The organism is Thalassotalea euphylliae (assembly GCF_042682785.1).
Taxonomy (GTDB): domain Bacteria; phylum Pseudomonadota; class Gammaproteobacteria; order Enterobacterales; family Alteromonadaceae; genus Thalassotalea_F; species Thalassotalea_F euphylliae.
Genome location: NZ_JBHUIB010000012.1, coordinates 617,880 through 638,882, shown reverse-complemented (window position 1 = coordinate 638,882; position 21,003 = coordinate 617,880). Strand labels below are relative to the sequence as shown.

The 21,003-nt window shown below is 44.4% G+C and carries 8 protein-coding genes; 6 read left to right on the top strand and 2 right to left on the bottom strand.

All coding sequences use genetic code 11. The features are described from left to right. The 6 genes from napA (at window position 1) to pdxH (ending at window position 6,019) form a co-directional block, all read left to right on the top strand. Window positions 1-2,496, top strand: a complete 2,496-nt coding sequence (gene napA / locus ACFSJY_RS17195; RefSeq protein ID WP_386037165.1) for a nitrate reductase catalytic subunit NapA — start codon at window positions 1-3, stop codon at window positions 2,494-2,496. Between the two features lie 10 nt (window positions 2,497-2,506). Continuing rightward, complete coding sequence (locus ACFSJY_RS17190; RefSeq protein WP_386037162.1) at window positions 2,507-2,962, top strand: nitrate reductase cytochrome c-type subunit; 456 nt, start codon at window positions 2,507-2,509, stop codon at window positions 2,960-2,962. A 10-nt stretch (window positions 2,963-2,972) separates the two neighbouring features. Further along, the gene (locus ACFSJY_RS17185; protein ID WP_386037159.1) at window positions 2,973-3,560 is read left to right on the top strand and encodes a cytochrome c3 family protein; all 588 of its coding nucleotides are present in this window, start codon (window positions 2,973-2,975) and stop codon (window positions 3,558-3,560) included. A 151-nt stretch (window positions 3,561-3,711) separates the two neighbouring features. Further along, window positions 3,712-3,891 carry a PA3496 family putative envelope integrity protein gene (locus ACFSJY_RS17180; protein ID WP_386037156.1) on the top strand — a complete coding sequence of 60 codons (180 nt, stop codon included), beginning with the start codon at window positions 3,712-3,714 and terminating at the stop codon, window positions 3,889-3,891. Window positions 3,892-3,975: 84 nt separating this feature from the next. Further along, window positions 3,976-5,277, top strand: coding sequence for an amidohydrolase (locus tag ACFSJY_RS17175; protein ID WP_386037153.1), 1,302 nt, complete (start codon window positions 3,976-3,978; stop codon window positions 5,275-5,277). Window positions 5,278-5,365: 88 nt separating this feature from the next. Continuing rightward, the gene (gene pdxH, locus ACFSJY_RS17170) at window positions 5,366-6,019 is read left to right on the top strand and encodes a pyridoxamine 5'-phosphate oxidase (RefSeq protein ID WP_386037150.1); all 654 of its coding nucleotides are present in this window, start codon (window positions 5,366-5,368) and stop codon (window positions 6,017-6,019) included. Window positions 6,020-6,124: 105 nt separating this feature from the next. Here pdxH and ACFSJY_RS17165 read toward each other — a convergent pair whose 3' ends face one another. Together ACFSJY_RS17165 and ACFSJY_RS17160 are read right to left on the bottom strand one after the other, a co-directional pair. After that, entirely contained in the window at window positions 6,125-11,710 is a 5,586-nt protein-coding gene (locus tag ACFSJY_RS17165; RefSeq protein WP_386037147.1) for a hypothetical protein, read from the bottom strand. 436 nt (window positions 11,711-12,146) lie between these two features. Next, a complete protein-coding gene (locus ACFSJY_RS17160) occupies window positions 12,147-20,816 on the bottom strand; it encodes a GLUG motif-containing protein (RefSeq protein WP_386037144.1) in 8,670 nt (2,889 codons plus the stop codon). Window positions 20,817-21,003 lie beyond the last annotated feature (187 nt).

Genomic DNA, 21,003 nt, shown 5'->3' with positions numbered 1-21,003 from the left:
ATGACGATAAATCGCCGCGAATTTTTAAAAGCTAACGCTGTTGCAGCTGCAGCAGCGGTTGCAGGTGTATCCGTACCTGCACAAGCATCCAACCTGATCACTGCAAGTGATGTCACCAAGATTAAATGGGACAAAGCTGCGTGTCGTTTTTGTGGTACGGGTTGCAGCGTTAATGTTGGGGTAATGGATGGCAAAGTAGTTGCTACTCACGGTGACATTAAGTCGCCAGTAAACAAAGGTCTAAATTGCGTAAAAGGCTACTTTCTATCGAAAATAATGTACGGCAAAGACCGGTTAACGTCGCCGTTACTGAGAATGAAAAACGGTAAGTACGATAAGAATGGTGAATTCACTCCGGTATCATGGGACAAAGCATTCGACGTAATGGAAGAAAAGCTCAAGAAAACCATGAAAGAAAAAGGGCCAACTGCGGTAGGTATGTTTGGCTCAGGTCAGTGGACGGTGCATGAAGGTTACGCTGCTGCCAAACTGATGAAAGCAGGTTTTGGAACCAATAACATTGACCCTAATGCGCGCCACTGTATGGCCTCTGCCGTCGTAGGGTTTATGCGTACCTTTGGTATTGACGAACCTATGGGCTGTTACGACGATATCGAAGCAACAGATGCGATGGTATTGTGGGGCTCAAATATGGCAGAAATGCACCCTATTTTGTGGACACGCATTACCGACCGCCGCTTGAGCGCACCGCATGTTAAGGTTCATGTATTATCGACCTTTGAGCACCGTAGTTTTGATCTTGCCGACAATGGCATGATTTTCACTCCTCAAACCGATCTAGCGATTCTTAATTTCATCGCCAATTACATTATTCAAAACGACAAAGTGAATAAAGACTTTGTCAACAAGCACACCAACTTCAAAATGGGTGCTACAGACATCGGATATGGTTTACGCCCTGAGCATCCGCTTGAGAAACGAGCCAAAAATGCTGCAACTGCGGGTAGTGCCAAGAAAATTAGTTTTGATGAGTATGCAAAATTCGTCAGCACATATACCGCAGAATACGTATCAGAGTTGTCTGGTGTACCGGTAGATAACCTGAACGCACTTGCTGATTTGTATGCAGATCCAAAACGGAAAGTGTGTTCATTCTGGACAATGGGTTTTAACCAACATACACGTGGTGTGTGGGCAAATAACTTGGTTTACAACATTCACTTGCTTACCGGTAAGATTTCTACGCCAGGCAACAGTCCGTTCTCATTGACTGGCCAACCATCAGCCTGTGGTACAGCCCGTGAAGTGGGTACGTTTGCGCACCGCCTACCTGCAGACATGGTGGTCATGAATCCAGAACACCGTAAAAAAGCAGAGAAAATTTGGAAGATTCCATCAGGTGTTATCCCTCCAAAGCCTGGATATCACGCCGTATTACAAAACCGTATGTTGAAAGATGGCAAACTCAATTTCTACTGGGTGCAAGTCAACAACAACATGCAAGCGGCAGCTAATATGAACGAGGAAGGTTATCCCGGATACCGTAATCCGGATAATTTTATCGTTGTTTCAGAACCCTATCCTACGGTTACAGCACAGGCCGCAGATTTAATTCTACCTACCGCAATGTGGGTGGAAAAAGAGGGTATGTACGGTAATGCGGAGCGACGCACTCAGCATTGGTTCCAAATGGTTGAAGCACCTGAAGGCGCAAAATCTGATTTATGGCAACTTGTTGAGTTTTCCAAACGCTTCAAGACAGATGAGGTCTGGCCTAAAGATGTGTTGGCGAAAAATCCACAGTACAAAGGCAAAACCCTGTATGACGTGCTATACGCCAACGACCAAGTGAACAAGTTCTCTCTAAATGAGATCCCGACAGATCGCCTAAACGACGATTCTCGCCACTTCGGTTATTACATCCACAAAGGTCTATTCGAAGAGTATGCTGCTTTTGGTCGCGGTAAAGCGCACGACTTAGCCCCATATGACGTTTACCACAAAGAAAGAGGTCTACGTTGGCCGGTTGTCGATGGTAAAGAAACGTTATGGCGTTTCAAAGAAGGCTCTGATCCTTACGTTAAGCCAGGAAAAGATTTCGAATTTTATGGTCACAAAGACGGACGTGCGGTTATCTTCGCTTTACCGTATGAGCCTGCAGCGGAAGTACCTGATGCAGAATACGATATGTGGCTCTCAACCGGCCGTGTGCTAGAGCACTGGCATTCGGGCTCTATGACACAGCGAGTCGAAGAGCTCTACCAATCTATGCCCGACGCCTTGGTCTATATGCATCCAGATGACGCTAAGAACCGTAATTTAAGAAGAGGTGACTTGGTTAAAATCGTATCTCGTCGTGGTGAAGTGCAGACACGCGTAGAGACACGAGGACGAAACAAGCCACCGATTGGTTTAGTGTTCATGCCTTGGTTTGATGCCAGTCGTTTAGTTAATAAAGTAACACTAGATGCTACTGATCCACTTTCTAAAGAAACCGACTTTAAGAAGTGTGCAGTTAGAATTGAGAAGGTATAGGAGCAAGAACATGAAAAATTTTATTAGCACATGTTTATCACTACTGATTTGCTCTGCAAGTTTTGCCTATGCAGCTGATAATATCGCCACCTTGCGTGGTGAAGCCCTAGATAAGCAAAAGGCACCCTCTGCAATTCCAAAAGTCATCAATAGTGATATCAAGCAAGTTCGCAACTATCCTATGCAACCACCGGTTATTCCTCATACAACACGAGGTTATGAAGTTAATCTGAATAACAATAAGTGTATGGCATGCCATAGCCGTGAACGCACGGGTGAATCACAAGCACCGATGGTGAGTGTGACCCATTTTATGGATCGCGAAGGTAACTTCTTAGCGGAGCTATCACCACGTCGTTATTTTTGTAACCAATGTCATGTGAACCAGTTTGATGCTAAGCCAGAAGTTGAAAATACGTTTGTCGATATGCACACCCTGACAAAACGTAATTCTCAGGCAAAATAGGAGACAGTAAATGAAACGTATGCTGTTAATTGCCTGGCAGGTTATCCGTCAACCCAGTGTCCATTTTAGTCTTGGCGCACTGGTCATTGGCGGGTTTGTCGCCGGCATTATATTCTGGGGTGGTTTTAACACTGCCCTTGAAGCTACTAATACAGAAGAATTCTGTATTTCCTGTCATGAAATGAAAGACAACGTTTATGAAGAAATGAAAACCACTATTCATTTCACCAATCGTTCAGGCGTCAGAGCCACATGTCCTGACTGTCACGTACCGCACAACTGGACCGATAAAATCGCTCGAAAGATGCAAGCCTCCAAAGAAGTATGGGGCAAAATTTTTGGCACGATAAGTACCAGGGAAAAGTTCTTATCTGAACGAAAACGGTTGGCAGAGCACGAATGGGCACGACTAAAAGCAAACGATTCGCTTGAGTGCCGCAACTGTCACAACTTCGACTATATGGACTTCACTGTTCAAAGCGCACGTGCGGCTCAAATGCACTCAACGTCGTTAGCTGACGGGCAAAAAACGTGTATTGATTGTCATAAAGGCATTGCCCATCAACTACCTGACATGGCAAACGTCGAAGGTTGGTAATCAATAACATCCATCAACGATTAAATTTTCAGAAGTTTTTTATAAAATTTGAAAAATTAAAATTTGTTGCCTATGTTCAAAATATAACCGCCCGGACTAATCAGCGGGCGGTTATTTGAAGCTGGTCTTGCAGTACATAGGAGATGAATTAATGACCTATCGCTCTACCGACAATATCGTCAATGAAAAAGACTCACCTGACTATGAAAAAGACCTAGCAACAGGTGAAGAAGCCATTAAAAACACGAAAGTACGTAAGCGCATCGATGAACTGCTAGAGAAAAAACGTCTCAAAGAGTTATTAGACGATTCTGATGATTGGGATGTTTAATAAAATACCTACCGTTTAGATTAGAAAACCACCACATATTCCAGTAAGGTAGAGTTATTGTTGAATAACAAAAATAACACTACCATGAAGAAACTTTTCCTAGCTTTATCTATTTCATTTGCCTGTTCATCGGCTTCTATCGCTGCTGATTTAAAATCAGAGGTTGCCGATAAAGCAACACAAGTAGAACCTAAAGTGATTGAGTGGCGCCGCCATTTTCACCAAAATCCAGAGCTTTCAAACAGAGAGTTTGAGACCGCAAAATACATTGCTAAATACTTAAATGACTTAGGCTTAGATGTGCAAACTGGAGTCGCCAAAACAGGCGTTGTTGCCGTATTGGATTCTGGCAAGCCGGGGCCTGTCGTTGCGCTTCGCGCTGATATGGATGGTCTCCCCGTGACAGAAGCGACGGGCCTTCCATTTGAATCAAAAGTAAAAGCTGTTCATGAAGGTATGGACGTTGGGGTTATGCACGCATGTGGTCACGATACTCACATGGCGATGTTAATGGGCGCTGCAAAAATTTTAACCTCAATGAAAGATAAGCTAACCGGCAAAGTGAAGTTTATTTTCCAGCCAGCTGAAGAAGGTGCGCCGCGTGGTGAAGTTGGTGGCGCAGAAGTGATGGTGAAAGAAGGCGTACTGAAAAACCCTGATGTAGATGTTATTTTTGGTCTGCATATTAGCTCCGATCAAGACGTCGGCACCGTTGAGTACAAATCAGAAGGCATAATGGCAGCCGTTGACCCCTATCGAATAGTCGTCAAAGGTAAGCAATCTCACGGCGCGTATCCTTGGTTAAGCGCCGACCCTATCGTTTCATCAGCACAAATTATTATGGGTCTACAAACGATTGTTAGCCGAGAGGTGAAATTAGTAGACAGTGCGGCTGTGGTAACTGTTGGTATGATAAATGGTGGTAATCGCTCAAACATTATTCCTAACGAAGTGGAGTTTGTCGGTACTATTCGCACGTTAAATCCAGACATACGTAAACATATTCATGAAGCTGTTCACCGCAAAGCAACCCATATTGCGTCAAGTATGAACACATCAGCTGAAGTGACACTGCCACTTGATTATAGCTACCCTATCACATACAACGATCCAGCGTTGATGGATAAAATGCTGCCGACACTGGTAGCAACAGCAGGGGAAGGAAATGCTGTTCAGACAAAAGCGGTTACCGGCGCTGAAGACTTCTCGTTCTTCCAAGAAGAAGTGCCAGGACTGTACCTATTTGTTGGCGGTAAAAGTAAGGACATGGCGGCAAGTGAAGCTCCTGGTCACCATACACCAGAGTTCAAAATTGATGAAAGTGGCATGAAGTTAGGTGTTGAGTTACTGGCCAACTTAACTATCGATTATATCAAAATGAACTAATTTAGTGTTAAGCCAGTAGTAATTGCTACTGGCTAGCAACCTTTACTCGTTGCTAAACTATAACAATACTTCACTCTTTACTATCAATATGACTTTCTTAGAAAAAATTCGCTGTTTGTTCACTTTTGGTCAAGGCGTTGCGTTGCCTCTTCCTGAGTTTGATGATGCTACTGACCCATTCACCTTATTTGCTTCTTGGTTTGAAGATGCCAACAAATCAGGCATTTTGTTACCCGAAGCAGTGTCAGTGAGTACCTGCAGTAGCGACGGTCAGCCAAGCTCACGCATGGTATTAATGAAATCGTTTGATAATGACGGCTTTGTTTTTTATACCAATTACGGCAGCAGAAAAAGCCAAGAGTTAGAAGAGAATCAAAAAGTCGCATTATTGTTCCACTGGAACGTACTCCAACGTCAAATTCGCATTGAAGGTACCGTGGAAAAAACCACCTTGGAGCAGTCTTCAGGTTATTTTAATAGCCGAGACAGAGGCAGTAAAGTGGGAGCATGGGCATCAAAACAAAGTGAAAAGTTAGCTCATCCTGACGAACTGAAAGAACGCGTCGCTCAATTCGAACAAGAGTTTTCAGGCAAAGACGTACCGCACCCAGAGTTTTGGGGAGGCTGGCGTGTAAAACCACATTACATAGAGTTTTGGCAAGGAAGAGCCAGTCGACTACATGACAGGCTTTGCTTTGACAAGACAGAGCAAGGATGGGAAACCTTTAAACTACATCCGTAACATCTGTCGAATCAAAAAGGTAAACCAAGCTAGATTTAACAGTATAGGTAGTAATAAAAAAGCCTCTTTTCAGAGGCTTTTTTATTAGGTCTAATTCACCTAAGGCTAATTAAAAGCAGGGGGAACAGGCCATTGGTCGTCTAACAGTTGCAAGTTATTCGCTTGAAAGCTATTAATGCGTGTTAGTCCGTGATCAGTAAAGTCACTTACTTGTATTGGGCTTCGTAACTGCGTATTTTCAAAACCCGTTCGATTGGTAAAACTTCTCGTATGTCCAGCGTTCATAATATCGTCAGCAATGACAGGGTTATTGTGTCGATCGCCAGGAATATCGTCCCACAACAAAGCATGCCCTACTTCATGGCTCAACGTTTCCCCGATCAACCGACCAAAAATGATTGCGCCTAAATCAACCAAGGCAGAGTCTGCCCCCACGTCATTGCTAATGCGATCAGTAAGTGCTTGAGTTTCCGTATCTACATCCAAATTACTTGGTTCAAGGTAAGATGCTGGGTAGAGTTCAATTGACTCATTAAAGCGATCACCTGATACAGATCCTGTAGTGACACCTAATAAGGTTGGATGGCTATTTCTAACAACTGCACTGACAACCATATTGGCAGGCACATGTGCAGGTACCGCATCAGTTTCGCCATTTAACTGCCAGATAAGACGAACATTTGCGTTAGCCAGTAAATGACCTGCTGTTGCTTTCATCTCCCTGACAATTGCCGTTTTTTGCCCTGTCATTTGCATAGTGGTTAGCGCATCGTCAAATTCAGCTTCCTCTTCGTTTATCGTTACGCACTGTGGCACTGACATCATAATTTTTGTACTCGCAATGACATTACCTGCTGGGTCAAATAGCTCAAGATCCAAGCCATGTAAACCTGGTATAACGCCTCGAACTGTGGTGTTTTTTGCGGTGGGGTTGTCAATACTCAACGCGCCTGGCGTTGCGCTTGACCAACGTAAGCGAGACTTATTGGGCGCATTTTTGTAATCTGCAGACATATGCACAGCTAAAGACTTATCATTAGCAAATGGCTTGAATGCACGTGTTTCTGGCTCTGCGCTATCACCTCTCAAGATAATGATAGGCTTGGCTGAGTCATGCGCGCTAGCATCAGGTTTAGAGACCTTGATTGACTCTGTTTCACCCTCTGGTGTCGACTTGGTGTACTCTACTTCTTGGTCAGGTGAACTTAAGCCCGTTTTCACCACCTTTTCAGCAATTTGTTTAGCAACAGATCCTTTGTCTCCGTCTTTAGCCTTCGTAATATTTTTAGAAGCATCATTGTATGATGACAACACTTCTTTGATTTGCTCGCTCGCCTCCTTATCCGTTAAGTAGCCGTCTTTATTGAGTTTTTTGATCTGTTCGATTTGCTTAGCACCATCACGTTTTTGGTTACCCATTAATGCAAGGTTTGCAAAGTCTTTTGAAATTGATGCTAAATCAGTGACTTGTTTAGACGTGGTATTGAGGGCATCGATAGCATTTTTCTGTGTGCCTGCGACGCCCGTAATGTCTCTAAATGCATCCCCCTGCCCTAACAATTTATATGCTTCAGCAAGACCTGTAGGATCAGGTGCCGCAGGTGCCGATTGCACGTTAACAATATTGGCTGGCAGGTCTTTTACTTGGAGGCTACCAGGCTCTTGTCGTCGGCTATTCATAGAGATAGCATCAATGCTTGGCGCTTCTCCACAGCATGGCACATCTTCAAAACGCCAGTGACGACTTTCATCGATAGGTTCACAACTATTACATTTGCCCATCACCGACTCCGCATATACACCTTTTGTCGGTACGCTGATTCGATAAGGATCTGGACGAGTGGTGGGTTGATAATAGGTTAACAAATCTTCAACACTTCTAAAGACAGGATCCAACCGCTCGCCTGGTATCACCTTAAGCACCAGGTTATTGCCAACAACACCCATCACTTTGTTTTCGACGACACTAGCGACGCTTCTACCATTACTGTTTGGCGCAATATAACCATCAAGCAAACTAAACAAGCGACTCGCATCGATGCTACTCCAGATAATTTTATGGCTAAGTTCCATATGCTCATTTAGAAACTGTACTAGCGCAGATGCCGCTTCTTGGTCCTCTTTGCGGGGATTTGCCAACTCTCTTTGATTCATGGGGGTGTAAAGCTGAGCAGCGTCTGACGTTGCGCCTAACAACTCTGCAATTTCTGGTGGGAAAAATACGCTAAGCAAGCCCCCATTGAAGATTATGTCATTGTTAATACGGCTATTACGAACAACATAATTGCGAATATATTGCGTGCGGTAACCCAGATTCATACTTCGCAGAATGATCTTTGAGGACGATTTGACCTCTGTCTTTGCTCGCACGACCAAATGCTGAATACGTCTACGAGTAATGGTTTGAATTGAGCCACTTGCAATACCAATCCTCAACGGCGCGCCCCGTCGGTAGGTAGACAACAGCGTCAGATCTAAGTCTAGCTCTTCTTGGGTACCATGTTCGTTGACGGCATATACCGCAAGTGTATCAACAAAACGACGTACGATATCTGGTGCGAATTTTTCTTCAAACAACGCATCTTTCTCTTCATCGCTCAGCGGTACGGGGATTTCTGTAGAAATTGTCCATTCGCCGCCAAACCAAGGGAAGTCCACACTTAAGTCATACCTTTCCATTTTCATGGCCGAATCAATCACAGGATTGAACGGCCTTGACAATTCGAACGACATGGTAAGATAGCCATCAAACGCCATGATTGGATCATCGGCATAGCTGCCTGTTGGCATATCCGCATTGACATAGTTGGTTTCGATGCGCTCAATTGCACCAAAACCACGCCTCAGAGTGCGTCCGTAAATAGTCCGTTCAAGCGTGTGTCGCCAACGCATCACCTTGTCGTGATCGAAATGACTCATCGGCATTGGTACAAACAAACATTCCTGTACATCCACCAAATTTTGTTCAACCGCGTAATGCTTCAATACCTCAAAGTATTCAACGGTCATCGCATGACAATGGTTATTGTTTTTGACGACTTCCGTTTGAGCCGTTACTGTTTCGTTTTGAGTCACCGTTTGCACCACAGTATTGCGTTGACTACGAACACTGGAAGCAGATTGCGACGTACTGTCTTGTAAGCGGCTCATTGCGCTTGATGCTAAGTTTCGTGACGATGACTGAGATGCTGTGGTGGTTGAAGAAGCACCAGAATGCGCGACGCCACCGGCAATACCAAACACGATAGGCTTGATAAAACCGCCCAACCCGCCACCAATGCCAGCTGACGTTGAACTGGTTTTATTGGTTGATTTTGCCTGCATATTCTCATTCAAATTCGCGCTCATTATTTCAGAGATATCACGCTCTCTCGATATATCAGCGGTCAAGTCTTCGGTCACAAGCTGTGCTTCATCACGTCTGGCTTGCTCTTGTCTATCCCAATCTAGAATAGAGATTTTCTTTTCTTGGCAAGGTGCTAATGGCAAGCTGTACAATAGATCACCAAGCGAGTAACCATCCGCTTTCCATTGTTGTTTAAAATGCAAAATATGACCGTGAGCAATAGTGGTGTTCTCATACACCGTTGGCGTTTCATCCCAATCAATACTGGTTTCCACGCTAAGCTCTCTACGGCCTGGATGGTTGCGAATATAGGCTTGCTCTAGTACTTCAACGTAACGCCTGCTGCGAGCAATTTCCCGTTGCAGTTGAATAAGCGTCGATTTAATTTCTTCATAGTTGTCATAGAAATAGCGATCTAACACTTCCATATTGAAGTTAATACCGCTGTTATAGAAGTTATAGTACTCATCAAGCAGTCTGATAAATGCTGTGATACTGTCGAGAAATATCTGATAGTAATCACGAATTTCGATAATTTCTTGCAACGAGAGTATGCGTGTATTTGAGAGCAAATTTTTAATCTGCTCGTATTTTTGCATTAAGCACATGATACCCATGGTTTCACGCACAGGCGCGATAGGACATGGCTCGAAGCCAAGAGCTTGGTGACTTAAATTGTTGGCCAGTTCAATGGCTACTCGACGCAGATTCCCGAGAAGCATCTCTTGACCTTGGGAATCAGGTCGCAAGCTATCGACCGCATGAATAAGCTTTTCTAGCTGTGTGGCCGTTGCTTTTATCTGCTTGGCATCAACTTGCTGACCATTAATCAGCTTTTCAATGTCGAATATTACGGCACGCGCTAACTTTGGTGCTTCTCCGTCTAAATCGACAAACGTGATATTTTTTTTGATATGGCCAAGAATGCTGCTGAGTTCCTCTTTATCCAATCCAGCTTGTTCAGCTAATTGTTCACAGAATGACTTCTCTTCTTGTACCCCATTTTTACCACAATATGCAGCCGCCAGCTTTTGATGAAGCTCTTTAAGTCTTTGTTTACGTTTATTTTGTGCAAGAATGAGTTGAATAATATCGCTGTAATTAAAACGCATACCAGGACTGGTGATCTCCAGTGAATTCAATGCAAATGGCTGATCTTGCCCAATATCTAGCTTGAACACATAATTCATTCTACTCGCCACTATTGGTTGCATTGGTTGAGCCATATTAGTGTCGTGTCCCGTTGCATTGTCGTTTTCTGAGTTTCGGTCAGCGTTTACCCTAAATGCTTTTAGCTTGGTATTACTCTCATCAGAAATTGGTTGGCCCTCATCCACAGAAAAGTTAAGCAGCGACATAGAACCTAACGATGATTTGAGCTTCGCCAAAACGCCGAACGCTAAATCTGATGTAGCGACCAACTTTTTTCTTATCTTTTGCGTTTCATCAGCTCTTATGGTTAACCCTCTTATTTCAGGTTCAGTCGTTCGCACCGTCTGATAAAAACTGAATTCTTCTAGCGTTCTGTTTGGCACTGTAAAATCGACACATGTGCCGCCGACATCTTGAGAAAACGCGGATGAATTGACGAGATCAGCGCCATCGGGCAAGCTTTCAGTGCCTTGTTCACAGCCACAGGATAGGTCGTCACTCAGCGACGATAAATCTGTCGCTAAAATAACGTTAGCAGGTAGCTTATTTTCATCTAACGGTATCGCAATTGGTGTGTTGTCCAGGCCTGCTACTAGACCAACTGCTTGAGTTATCGTGGCATTTGGCGCTCTACCATAAAAATAGCCATCCTTATCCGTTTTCGCTGTCATCACCGCTTTGAACGTATCACTGCTAAATTCAGTGTCATTGCCCTGATGGGTATAGATGATAATTTGTAAGCCAGCATTTTTATGCTCGCCGGATAAGTCAACAACACGCCCTTTGATCTTTCTTATTTGGTCAGTTACTTGCGCAATTTCGCCAAAGATGACTTGTTTAGGGTTGAGCTGAATTTCTAAGGCTTTTGAATTGTCCGTTTGGGTTCTGCCTGAACTGGCAGCTTTGAGGCTGCCATGACTGCAGTACTGTTTAGACAGCAACTCACCACTAGGCGCGTAAATTTCTAAATTTACCGCCTCATCAATGACGAGATTAGCGGGTGGAATAAAAAAACGAAATTTACCGTTTGGTTCTATATCAACGCGATCTTTGCTAAATACGGCATGACCGCTCATTTCTACACTGTAGGTCACTTTAATAAAGTGGCCTTGATATTCATTGGTGATGTCATCTGCTTGAACAGAAAAATCAGCCAAAGGCACTAGCATGCCATTTACACTTAAGGTTTCCATACGCTTATTCCATTATCTTTAACAAAAGTTAGCAAACGAGAATTAATGCGGACCGAAAAGCCAAAAGCTCAACAATAGCGGGGCTATTATTGGATAAGAAAAGAGAAACTAACTACAACACCTTGTGTCGACAACTTACACCCGTACACGCAAAACAGATAATCGGTTCCTTCCTCAACTGCTTTTGGTTTTGGGGTCAAAAAGAATGGGCCCAAGATACTGCTTTTTCCTTGTAAATCCTTACTGCAATACCATTCCTTGAACGCTTGGCTATTTTATAACCAGCAAGCAATTGGTTCAATAACAAAACCGTCCTGATATGGTTACTGGTTGTTTTTGCTATCAATAAAGTTTGTGCTTCTGCGTCATGAACGCTATAAACAAAAGGCCAGCATTGATGCTGGCCTTTTACTATTCGACAATGCTGTCTGTTATTTTAGTCTCCAGTTTGTTGCTTTTTCCGCAGTTGTAGGCAACGCATAACAAACAAAATCAATAACAACCATGCCATAGAACCACCACCGCTACTGCTAGCTGTTTCAGACTCATCTGATGGAGTATCTGACTGGTTAGTAACCATAACGCTAATAGATGCTGTTGATGAAAGCACACCATCACTTACCGTAACAGTAAACTCAAGTGTTGTATTCGCATCAACTTGTGGCAATGTCACCACCAATTCAGCGCTATTCTCCGCGTTGAATGCAGCGCTAGCACCACTTGTTTGTGTCCAAACATAGCTTAACGAGTCGCCGTCTGCATCAGCACTCTCAGCAGTCAAGGTCACGGTGGTTCCTTCAATCGCAGTCGCACTGTCAGACGTAACAGAAACCTGCGGTGCCTGATTGACTTGTTTTACCAAGACATCGATTTCTGTAGTACTTGTTAACTCACCATTGGACAAGGTCAAAACAAATGTAACGGTTTGGTCACTAGCGACTTCAGGTGCAGTAAATGTCAACTCAGCACTTTCATTGTCATCAATAACAACCGGTTCTCCTGCTGTTTGTGTCCAAGAAAACGTCAAGCTTCTTCCTTCAAGATCACGACTAGCGGATGCATCTATCGTGACTTCAGTGCGCTCATCAACTTCTAAGTAGTCAACGACTTCAATAACAGGTGCAGTTGTTCCACTTTGTACAACCACGAGACCTGGATCTTCTACTGACGCATTAACGATATAGTCAGCATCATTCGGACCACCATCTTCGATAATCAACTGAATACAGTTGTCACCTTCATTAAGGCCTACTCTGTATGAAGCGTCGCCAATTGCCGGGCAGTTGCCGTTATCGTCAGACAACGCAGAACTGACACTGTTATTGGCATCTACTACAAAGTTAAACCAGCCATCACGCGCTGTGTATTTGCGATACACCGCTGATGCAGGCAAGTAGAAGCCTTCTGACATCGGAATAACTACACCAACCGATTCACCAGCCTCAATACCGCCGTTGATAACAAAGTTGTACAACGGCGTTTGTGCCACGTAGTTAACGTCAACTGCATCTGCATCACCTTCACTAAGCAATTCTGATAACAGCTCTACTGGGAAGCTGGCAAAGGCAGTATCTGAACCATACAGTGCAGATACATACGACCCCACAGATAACTCGCTACCTACGTTAACTTGCATAGGCTCTGCATTCTCTGCACCCGGTAGCGTATTGTCTGAATCGTCACTATCTAGATAATCCGCAATTCCATCGCCATCAGAATCACCATAGCCTTCTTCTGCATCACTAATACCATCTTGGTCAGAATCATTATCACTGCTTAGTTCTGCCAACTGTTCAACGATAAATTGCAACGTTCGCGTGACAGACAATTGCGCTTCGGTATTGCTTTCAGTTGCGCTCACCTGCAACACATAAGTCCCGATAGCCAGTAAACTTGGGTCAAATTGATAAACAAATGTATCTGTGCCGTTGGCAAGTGCATCACTCTCAGCAACCCAATCAACAGTGTGCGTATCAGTACTGTTTACATCGTTAACGGTAGCGGTGATAGTTGCCACGCCACCGTTAACATCGATAACACTCACATTTTGATTATTCTGGCTGAGGCTTAATCTCAGACGCGGCGCTCTGTTCTCTACAACAACGTTTAATTGCGCGGTGCTTTCTTGACCAATAAAGGCATTAGAGGCACTCATTAGAGACAACGTTAGATCATCTGTGGCTTGCACCTCATCTGGGATTTGTAAGGAAATTGCACCACTTGTCGATGTGATAATTTCTGCATTGCCGCTATCAACAACGTTATTGTTTTGTCGCAACTCGAAACCAACAATGACAGGGTAGCTAGGTGCCTGACCGCTCAACTGAACTGGCAAATCAAGGGCTAAGCCTGCACTTACCCCGCGGCGCCCCACCGTCGTTACTTCTGGTAGAATTTCTACATTCAACGAAGCATTGGCGATGTTACCGCGTTGATCCTGCGCCGATAGTTGAACTTGGTGACTCCCAGATTCAAGACGATTCTCACTATCAATACTTGCATTGATGGCTCCGTCAACCAAATCATTGGCTGTAATATCAACGTAAGACGTAATGTTGGTCAAACGCCCTTCAGCATTTATAGTCAACGTGTCGAGCTCGTCAAAAACGGGTGCTGTTGTATCCACTATTGTGACTAGCTGCGTTGCGAATGATTGGTTGCCGGCTGCATCGGTCGCCGTCCAGGTAATCGAATGCTCACCAACTGGTAAATCTTCCGTTGAGCTAGACACGATTGTCGGTGCAACATCAATATTGTCAGAGACTTCTGGCGCTACCAACGTAACCGATGTGAACTCTCCCGTTGCTTCAAATTCAGCATTCTCTGGCGCTACGATAGTAGGCGCTAAAATATCATCTGGCGTTAGTGGGTTGGCATCTTCCTCATCAGGAATGCCATCACCATCATCGTCAGTATCAGCATTGTTACCGATGCCATCATTGTCAGTATCTACTGATTCATTTGGATCATTCGGGAAGGCATCAGCATTGTCGCCTACACCGTCAACGTCAGAGTCTGCAGACTCCGCAGGATCGTTTGGAAAGGCATCAGACTGGTCGCCAACGCCATCGTTATCAGAGTCTGCAGATTCATTTGGATCATTCGGGAAGACATCTGCATTGTCGCCGACGCCATCGTTATCAGAATCAGTGGTTTCTGATGCATCATTAGGGAAAGCATCTTCAAAGTCGAAGTAGCCATCTTCGTCTGAATCACGGTATAGGTTTCCGCCCAGGATAAGTGCAGGATATTGGTTAGACGTACCAAAGTCCCAATCGCTTGCTGACCACGTCAAATTGAATGGAGAAACACTGCAACTGCTATCACTATTGGATTGTGGACATTGCAATTCAGCGGTCGTATAGGCTAGACCTATGTTGTTATAGCTTGTCGCTTGCGCGGTAGCGTCACTATCCCAAAACGAATCAGTCACAAACAAGGTCGATGAGTCGGTATAACCCAGTAAGCCACCAGTATTAGTATCTAAACCATCATTGGTTGAAATCAGGCCGTAAGCAAACACATTGTCAAAGGACATGTCTGCATCCATTTGGCCAACAATACCACCTAAAATTGAATCACCGTTAAGGCTAACGTCCGAGTATGACTCTTCAACAAGGGTTGTTGTACCTTCCACTAAACCGACGAGTCCACCAAGGATAGTCGGTGCATTAATGCTACCCGCAGCAAACGTGCGGCGAAGTGTACTGACACCTTCTGACTTACCAATCAATCCGCCCGCTATTTCAAGGTCGGTTTCGATACCAGTTTCATCTTCTAAAACAATGTTAACAATCGCAAAGCTGTCATGAACTTCAACACTTTCGGCATCACCAATAAGGCCACCAGCAGAGCTTGTGCCTTGGATGTCTCCTCGGAAACTTACAAAGTCTAACGTTGATGCACCAGACAACTGGCCAAACAAACCACCTACATCGGAGCCCGCATCACCTGTAACTGAAATTGCAGTGATATCACCAGTAGCATGCACTCCATCGGCATCGAGGTCATATAGTCGGCCTGCAACTAGGCCACTATCGTCATTACCGACAATCGTTGCGCTAATATTGATATTACTTAATACAATAGAGTCGCTGCTGGTATTACGTGCCACAAGCACAGCAGAGTTATTCAAACCTGTGATGCTCGTTAGGTTACCGTCGACATTAATGTTTGTTACGCTAATGGTAGAAACATAACCAAGTAGGGCTTGATAGTCTTGATCTGGACGGTTGATATACAAGTTACTTATCGTAAAACCGTTACCGTCGAAATTAGCGCTAAAAGGAAGTTCATCTGTACCAATCGGCTGCCAGCCCTCACCACTATTGTAGTAGTCTTCATCAGCTAAACTGCCGTCACCATCGGTATCGAAATCCAAATCACCCGTTAGCTCATAACCGATACAACCAGTACCATCTGTCAAACCTGCACAACCTGCTGTGTTTCCACTTAAGCTTGTTCCCGCCAGATCATCACGCATAGCATTTAATTCAGCGAGTGTTGAAATTTCTATCAAGCCATCGTCATCAACATCTACGTCATGCTCAGCTGAAGAGCCTGATGCATCATAAGGGTACAAGTCTGAACCATTATCAACACCGTCACCGTCAATATCCGTGTCTGTGTTATCACCTATGTTGTCGCCATCTAAGTCAGACCACTCAGTTGGATCGTTAGGGAAGGCATCTGCATTGTCACCAACAGTATCGTTATCCGAGTCAACCCACTCTGTTGGGTCGTTAGGGAACTCATCGACACTATCGGGCACACCGTCGCTATCTGCATCAAGGTACGTAATACCATTGATAATGGGTGCAGGGTATTGAGATGAGGTACCGAAATCCCAATAGGTTGTACTCCAGTTTGCGTAGATACCAGAATTAGATGTAGGCGTTTGTAATTCTGACGTTGTATAGCCAGTACCTGAGCCACTTGTTGCGTTGCCGCTCGCCTCAGTATCCCAATAAGAATCGGTCACCATGCCAAGCGAAGAACCTGCTAAGCCACCATTGCTGAATGACTGTTTGGCTGAGCCCGTTGAAAAGCTATTGGTTATCGTAGAAGACGAAGAGGTCACACTACCAATTAAGCCACCTGCCGCATTATTCGCTTCCGCATCAACATGGGCAACTACGTTGAGGACATCTGAACCCGACAGCGAACCAATAAAACCACCACCTACAGTGCCAGTCGTTACAACAGAACCATTAGCCAAACAATTTTCAACAGAACCATTAGCAAGTTGTCCAGCCATAGCACCTGACTGGCCAAGCGCAGTAACTTCTACAGTAGCAACACATTGCGAAATCGTTGCGTCATCAATTAAACCTGCGATACCACCCGCATAAGCGCCTGATTTATTACTGTTAACGGAGCCTGTGAAAGACACATTAGTCATCACACTTGGGTTACTTCCGTATAAGTAGCCGACTATGCCAGCAACATAATAACCACTTGCGGTGACTTGGCCATTGATATGAAGGTTGTTGATTGTGGCATTTTGCGCATGTCCAAACAAACCAAGGCCGTCATCATCCCCTGTCAACGATGTGTTATTGATAGACAAATTCGAGATAATGAAGTCATTACCGTCAAATGTGGCAGTAAATGGCACTGTGAAATCGCCAATTGGGGTCCAACCCTCACCTGTGGTGTATGTGTCATTGTTTTCACCATCACCATTTTCATCAAAATTCAAGCTGGAAGTTAGCTCGTAGCCACTGCATACAAGTACTAAATTATTGTCACCACAACCATTTGCACTGTTAAAACTCCCGTCATTGTAAGAAGTACCCGTTAGGTTGTTACGGATGTTATTCAGTGCTTCTAGTGTTGAGATTTCGATTAGGCCATCACCATCAACATCAACATCTAAGTTGTCATCAACACCATCATTGTCAGTATCTGTACCAGACACTTCACTTCGGCCAGCATCATTTGGGTAAGCATCAGATGAATCTTCTACACCATCATTGTCATCGTCTGTATCAGCATTATCGCCGATGCCATCATTGTCAAAATCCGCCCACTCTGCAGGGTCATTAGGGAATACATCACTGTTATCACCAACATTGTCATTGTCTGAATCGAGGTGTTCGGTAGGGTCGTTATCAAGCGCATCTTCAAACGCCCAGTAGCCGTCATTGTCGGCATCACGATAAACGTTGCCGTTATTTACTATTGCTGGATATTGCGAGTCAGTACCAAAGTCCCAGTCCGTTGTTGACCAAGCGGCGTAAATACCAGAATTAGTGATTGGTGTTTGAAGTTCTGACGTTGTATAGCCCGTACCTTGGTTATTCGCGCTCGTAGACTGTCCTGTTGACTCTGTATCCCAGTAAACGTTGCTTTCAGTATAAGGCAGAGGATCTACATCAACTGTTATTCCACCCTCATCTGGCCCTGTCGCAGTCGTTACAGAGATTAATCCGGTCGCAAAGCTATTGGTTATTGATAATCCATATTCGCTATACGCGATGATTCCTGCCGCATAATCTCTGGCAGTGACAGAACCGGATGAAAAACTATCAGAAATACTGATTGTTGCACTATAACCGACTAAACCACCAGCATAGGTATCGGAGCTCAGGACACTGCCTGACACGAAAGAGTTTTCAATAACGTCGCTTTCAGACGCGCCGAAAATACCACCAATGTATGCATCAGCGCCCGATACAGAACCGTTAACGTAACTATAAGTGACTTCGACAAGTTCGGAATCGCCAACTAGTCCACCGACATAGCCATCACCACTGACCGTTCCCGTATAACTGCTGTTTGTGATAGGACTTAGGTTTGACGCATCTACGCCGCCAACCAGGCCACCGATGTAGTTACCACTGGCTGTTACCGATGATGAAACATGGACATTGTTGATGCTGATATCAGTAGAGTAGCCGCTTAGACCACCAACATAGTTCGTGCCATAAACCGCACCACTAAGGGTTAAGCTATCGTAGCTCACTTGGTCGTTTGACGCTTTGTCTCCCGACACAATACCCACTCTGCTTTTACCCGTTACCGAGAGCAAATCACCTGTAAAGACGGTTTCACGAATCTCTGCACCATCGAGTGCTGCAAATAGGCCGACATTATCGGTTGATGATCGGTTGATAAACAAATCAATAATGCTAAAGCCGTTACCATTAAACGTCCCTGAAAATGCGTCAGAATCTGAACCGATGGGTTCCCAACCTAGCCCGGCATTGTAGAAATCATCACTCCCATCAATAGCATTGTCGCCATTAGTGTCGAAATCTAAGTCGTTCGCTAGTTCATAGCCATGACATATCAACAACGTAGAGCCATTGCCACAACCTTGGCTATCGTCGCCGTTGCCATCGTTATAGGCCGTGCCTGCTAGGTTATTGCGAATATTGTTTAGCTCAGCTAATGAGGTGATTTCAATTAACCCATCACCATCATTGTCAACGTCACATGCATCACCAAAACCATCATTATCTGACGACGCTTGGTCAGCATTGCTCACATATTGACAGTTATCATCACCATCTAACACTAGATCGTTATCATCGTCGGTATCAGCATTGTCGCCTAAGCCATCGTTGTCATTGTCTGCCCATTCTGTTGGATCATTAGGGAATACATCGCTGTTGTCGCCAACATTGTCGCTATCTGAATCTAGATATTCTGTTGGATCGTCATCAAAGGCATCTTCAAACGCCCAGTAGCCGTCACTATCGGCATCACGATAGACATTGCCGTTATTTTTTAGTGCTGGGTATTGAGCATCAGTACCGAAATCCCAATCATTCGTTGACCAAGATGCGTATATGCCAGTATTGGAGATAGGTGTTTGAAGTTCAGACGTTGTATAGCCTGTACCTTTATTCTCTGCAGTTGATGATAGGCCTGTAGATTCAGTATCCCAATAACTGCCGCTCACAGTGAACGGATCTCCGCCAGAAGGAGCATCACTCACTAAACCACCAGCATCAGGGTCAGAAAGTGTGGTCGCAGAAATAATACCTGTTGCGTAGCTATTGGTGATGGATAAACCGTATTCACCATAAGCGATGATACCGGCTGCATGATCATTTGCTGTGATATTTCCTGATGAAAAGCTATTGGAAATAGTCGCTTCTGAACCATACCCGATCAAACCTCCAGCATAGCTTGCTGAAGACGTTACGGTTCCGGTAACAAACGAATTTTCTATCACTCCGTCGTATGAACCGCCTAAAAAACCACCTACATAGTCATCAGCGCCAACGGTTGAACCCGTGACATAACTGTAAGTGATCTTAACATTATCTGACTCACCGACCATGCCACCAACATAGCTGTTGCCGCTAACCGCACCGCTAAAACTACTACTGGTAATAAGGCTGACGTTACTAGCATCAGCTTCACCGATAAAGCCACCAACAAAATCAGCAGTCGCAGAAACTTGAGTAGACACGTGCGTATTGGTAACACTCATATCACCAGTCAAACCTTGCAGTGCACCTACTTTACGAACACCAGCAACAGTTCCGCTGATAGTTAAGCTAACAAAAGCTATTTCATCTTCCGAGGCGTGATTACCAGCGACAATACCTACATTAGCATTACCTGTGATAGACAGCAGTTCGCCTGAAATGTCGAGCTCGCGAATTTCGGCACCGTCTAACGCGGCAAACAAGCCAACGTTATTGGTAGAAGGACGATTAATAATAAGGTTAAAAATGCTATAGCCGTTACCGTTGAACGTGCCTGAGAATCCACTCGCTTCCGATCCGATAGGCTCCCAACCTTCGCCTGAATTGTAGTACGTATCTGAACCATCAAAGGCATTGTCACCATTGGTATCGAAATCAAGGTCATTAACTAATTCATAACCACTACAAGCAAGCACTGTAGAGCCATTGCCACAACCTGTACTGTCATCGCCACCACCATCATTGTAGGCAGTACCAGCTAAGTTATTTCGGATATTATAAAGTTCAGCGAGTGTACTAATTTCAATAAGCCCGTCACCGTCAATGTCGACATCAACAGTATCTAATACCGAGTCGTTGTCAGTGTCGGTTGCATATGCAAAAGGCGAAAAATAAGTGAAACAAACAAGCGCTATCGAGGTGGTAAAGCGTTTAAGCAACATGATTAATACCTAACATACAGAATCATCGCTGCTAGAATATCAATCAAATGTGCAAAGATTATGGAGCGCCCGTTCACATTGTGACCACAATGATTCTCAGCGCCTGTTTCGAATATACAACACATTGTTGATAATGTAATAGATTAATACTTTGAAACCCTTTGTTGCAGCTTGACACTAGCCTTAG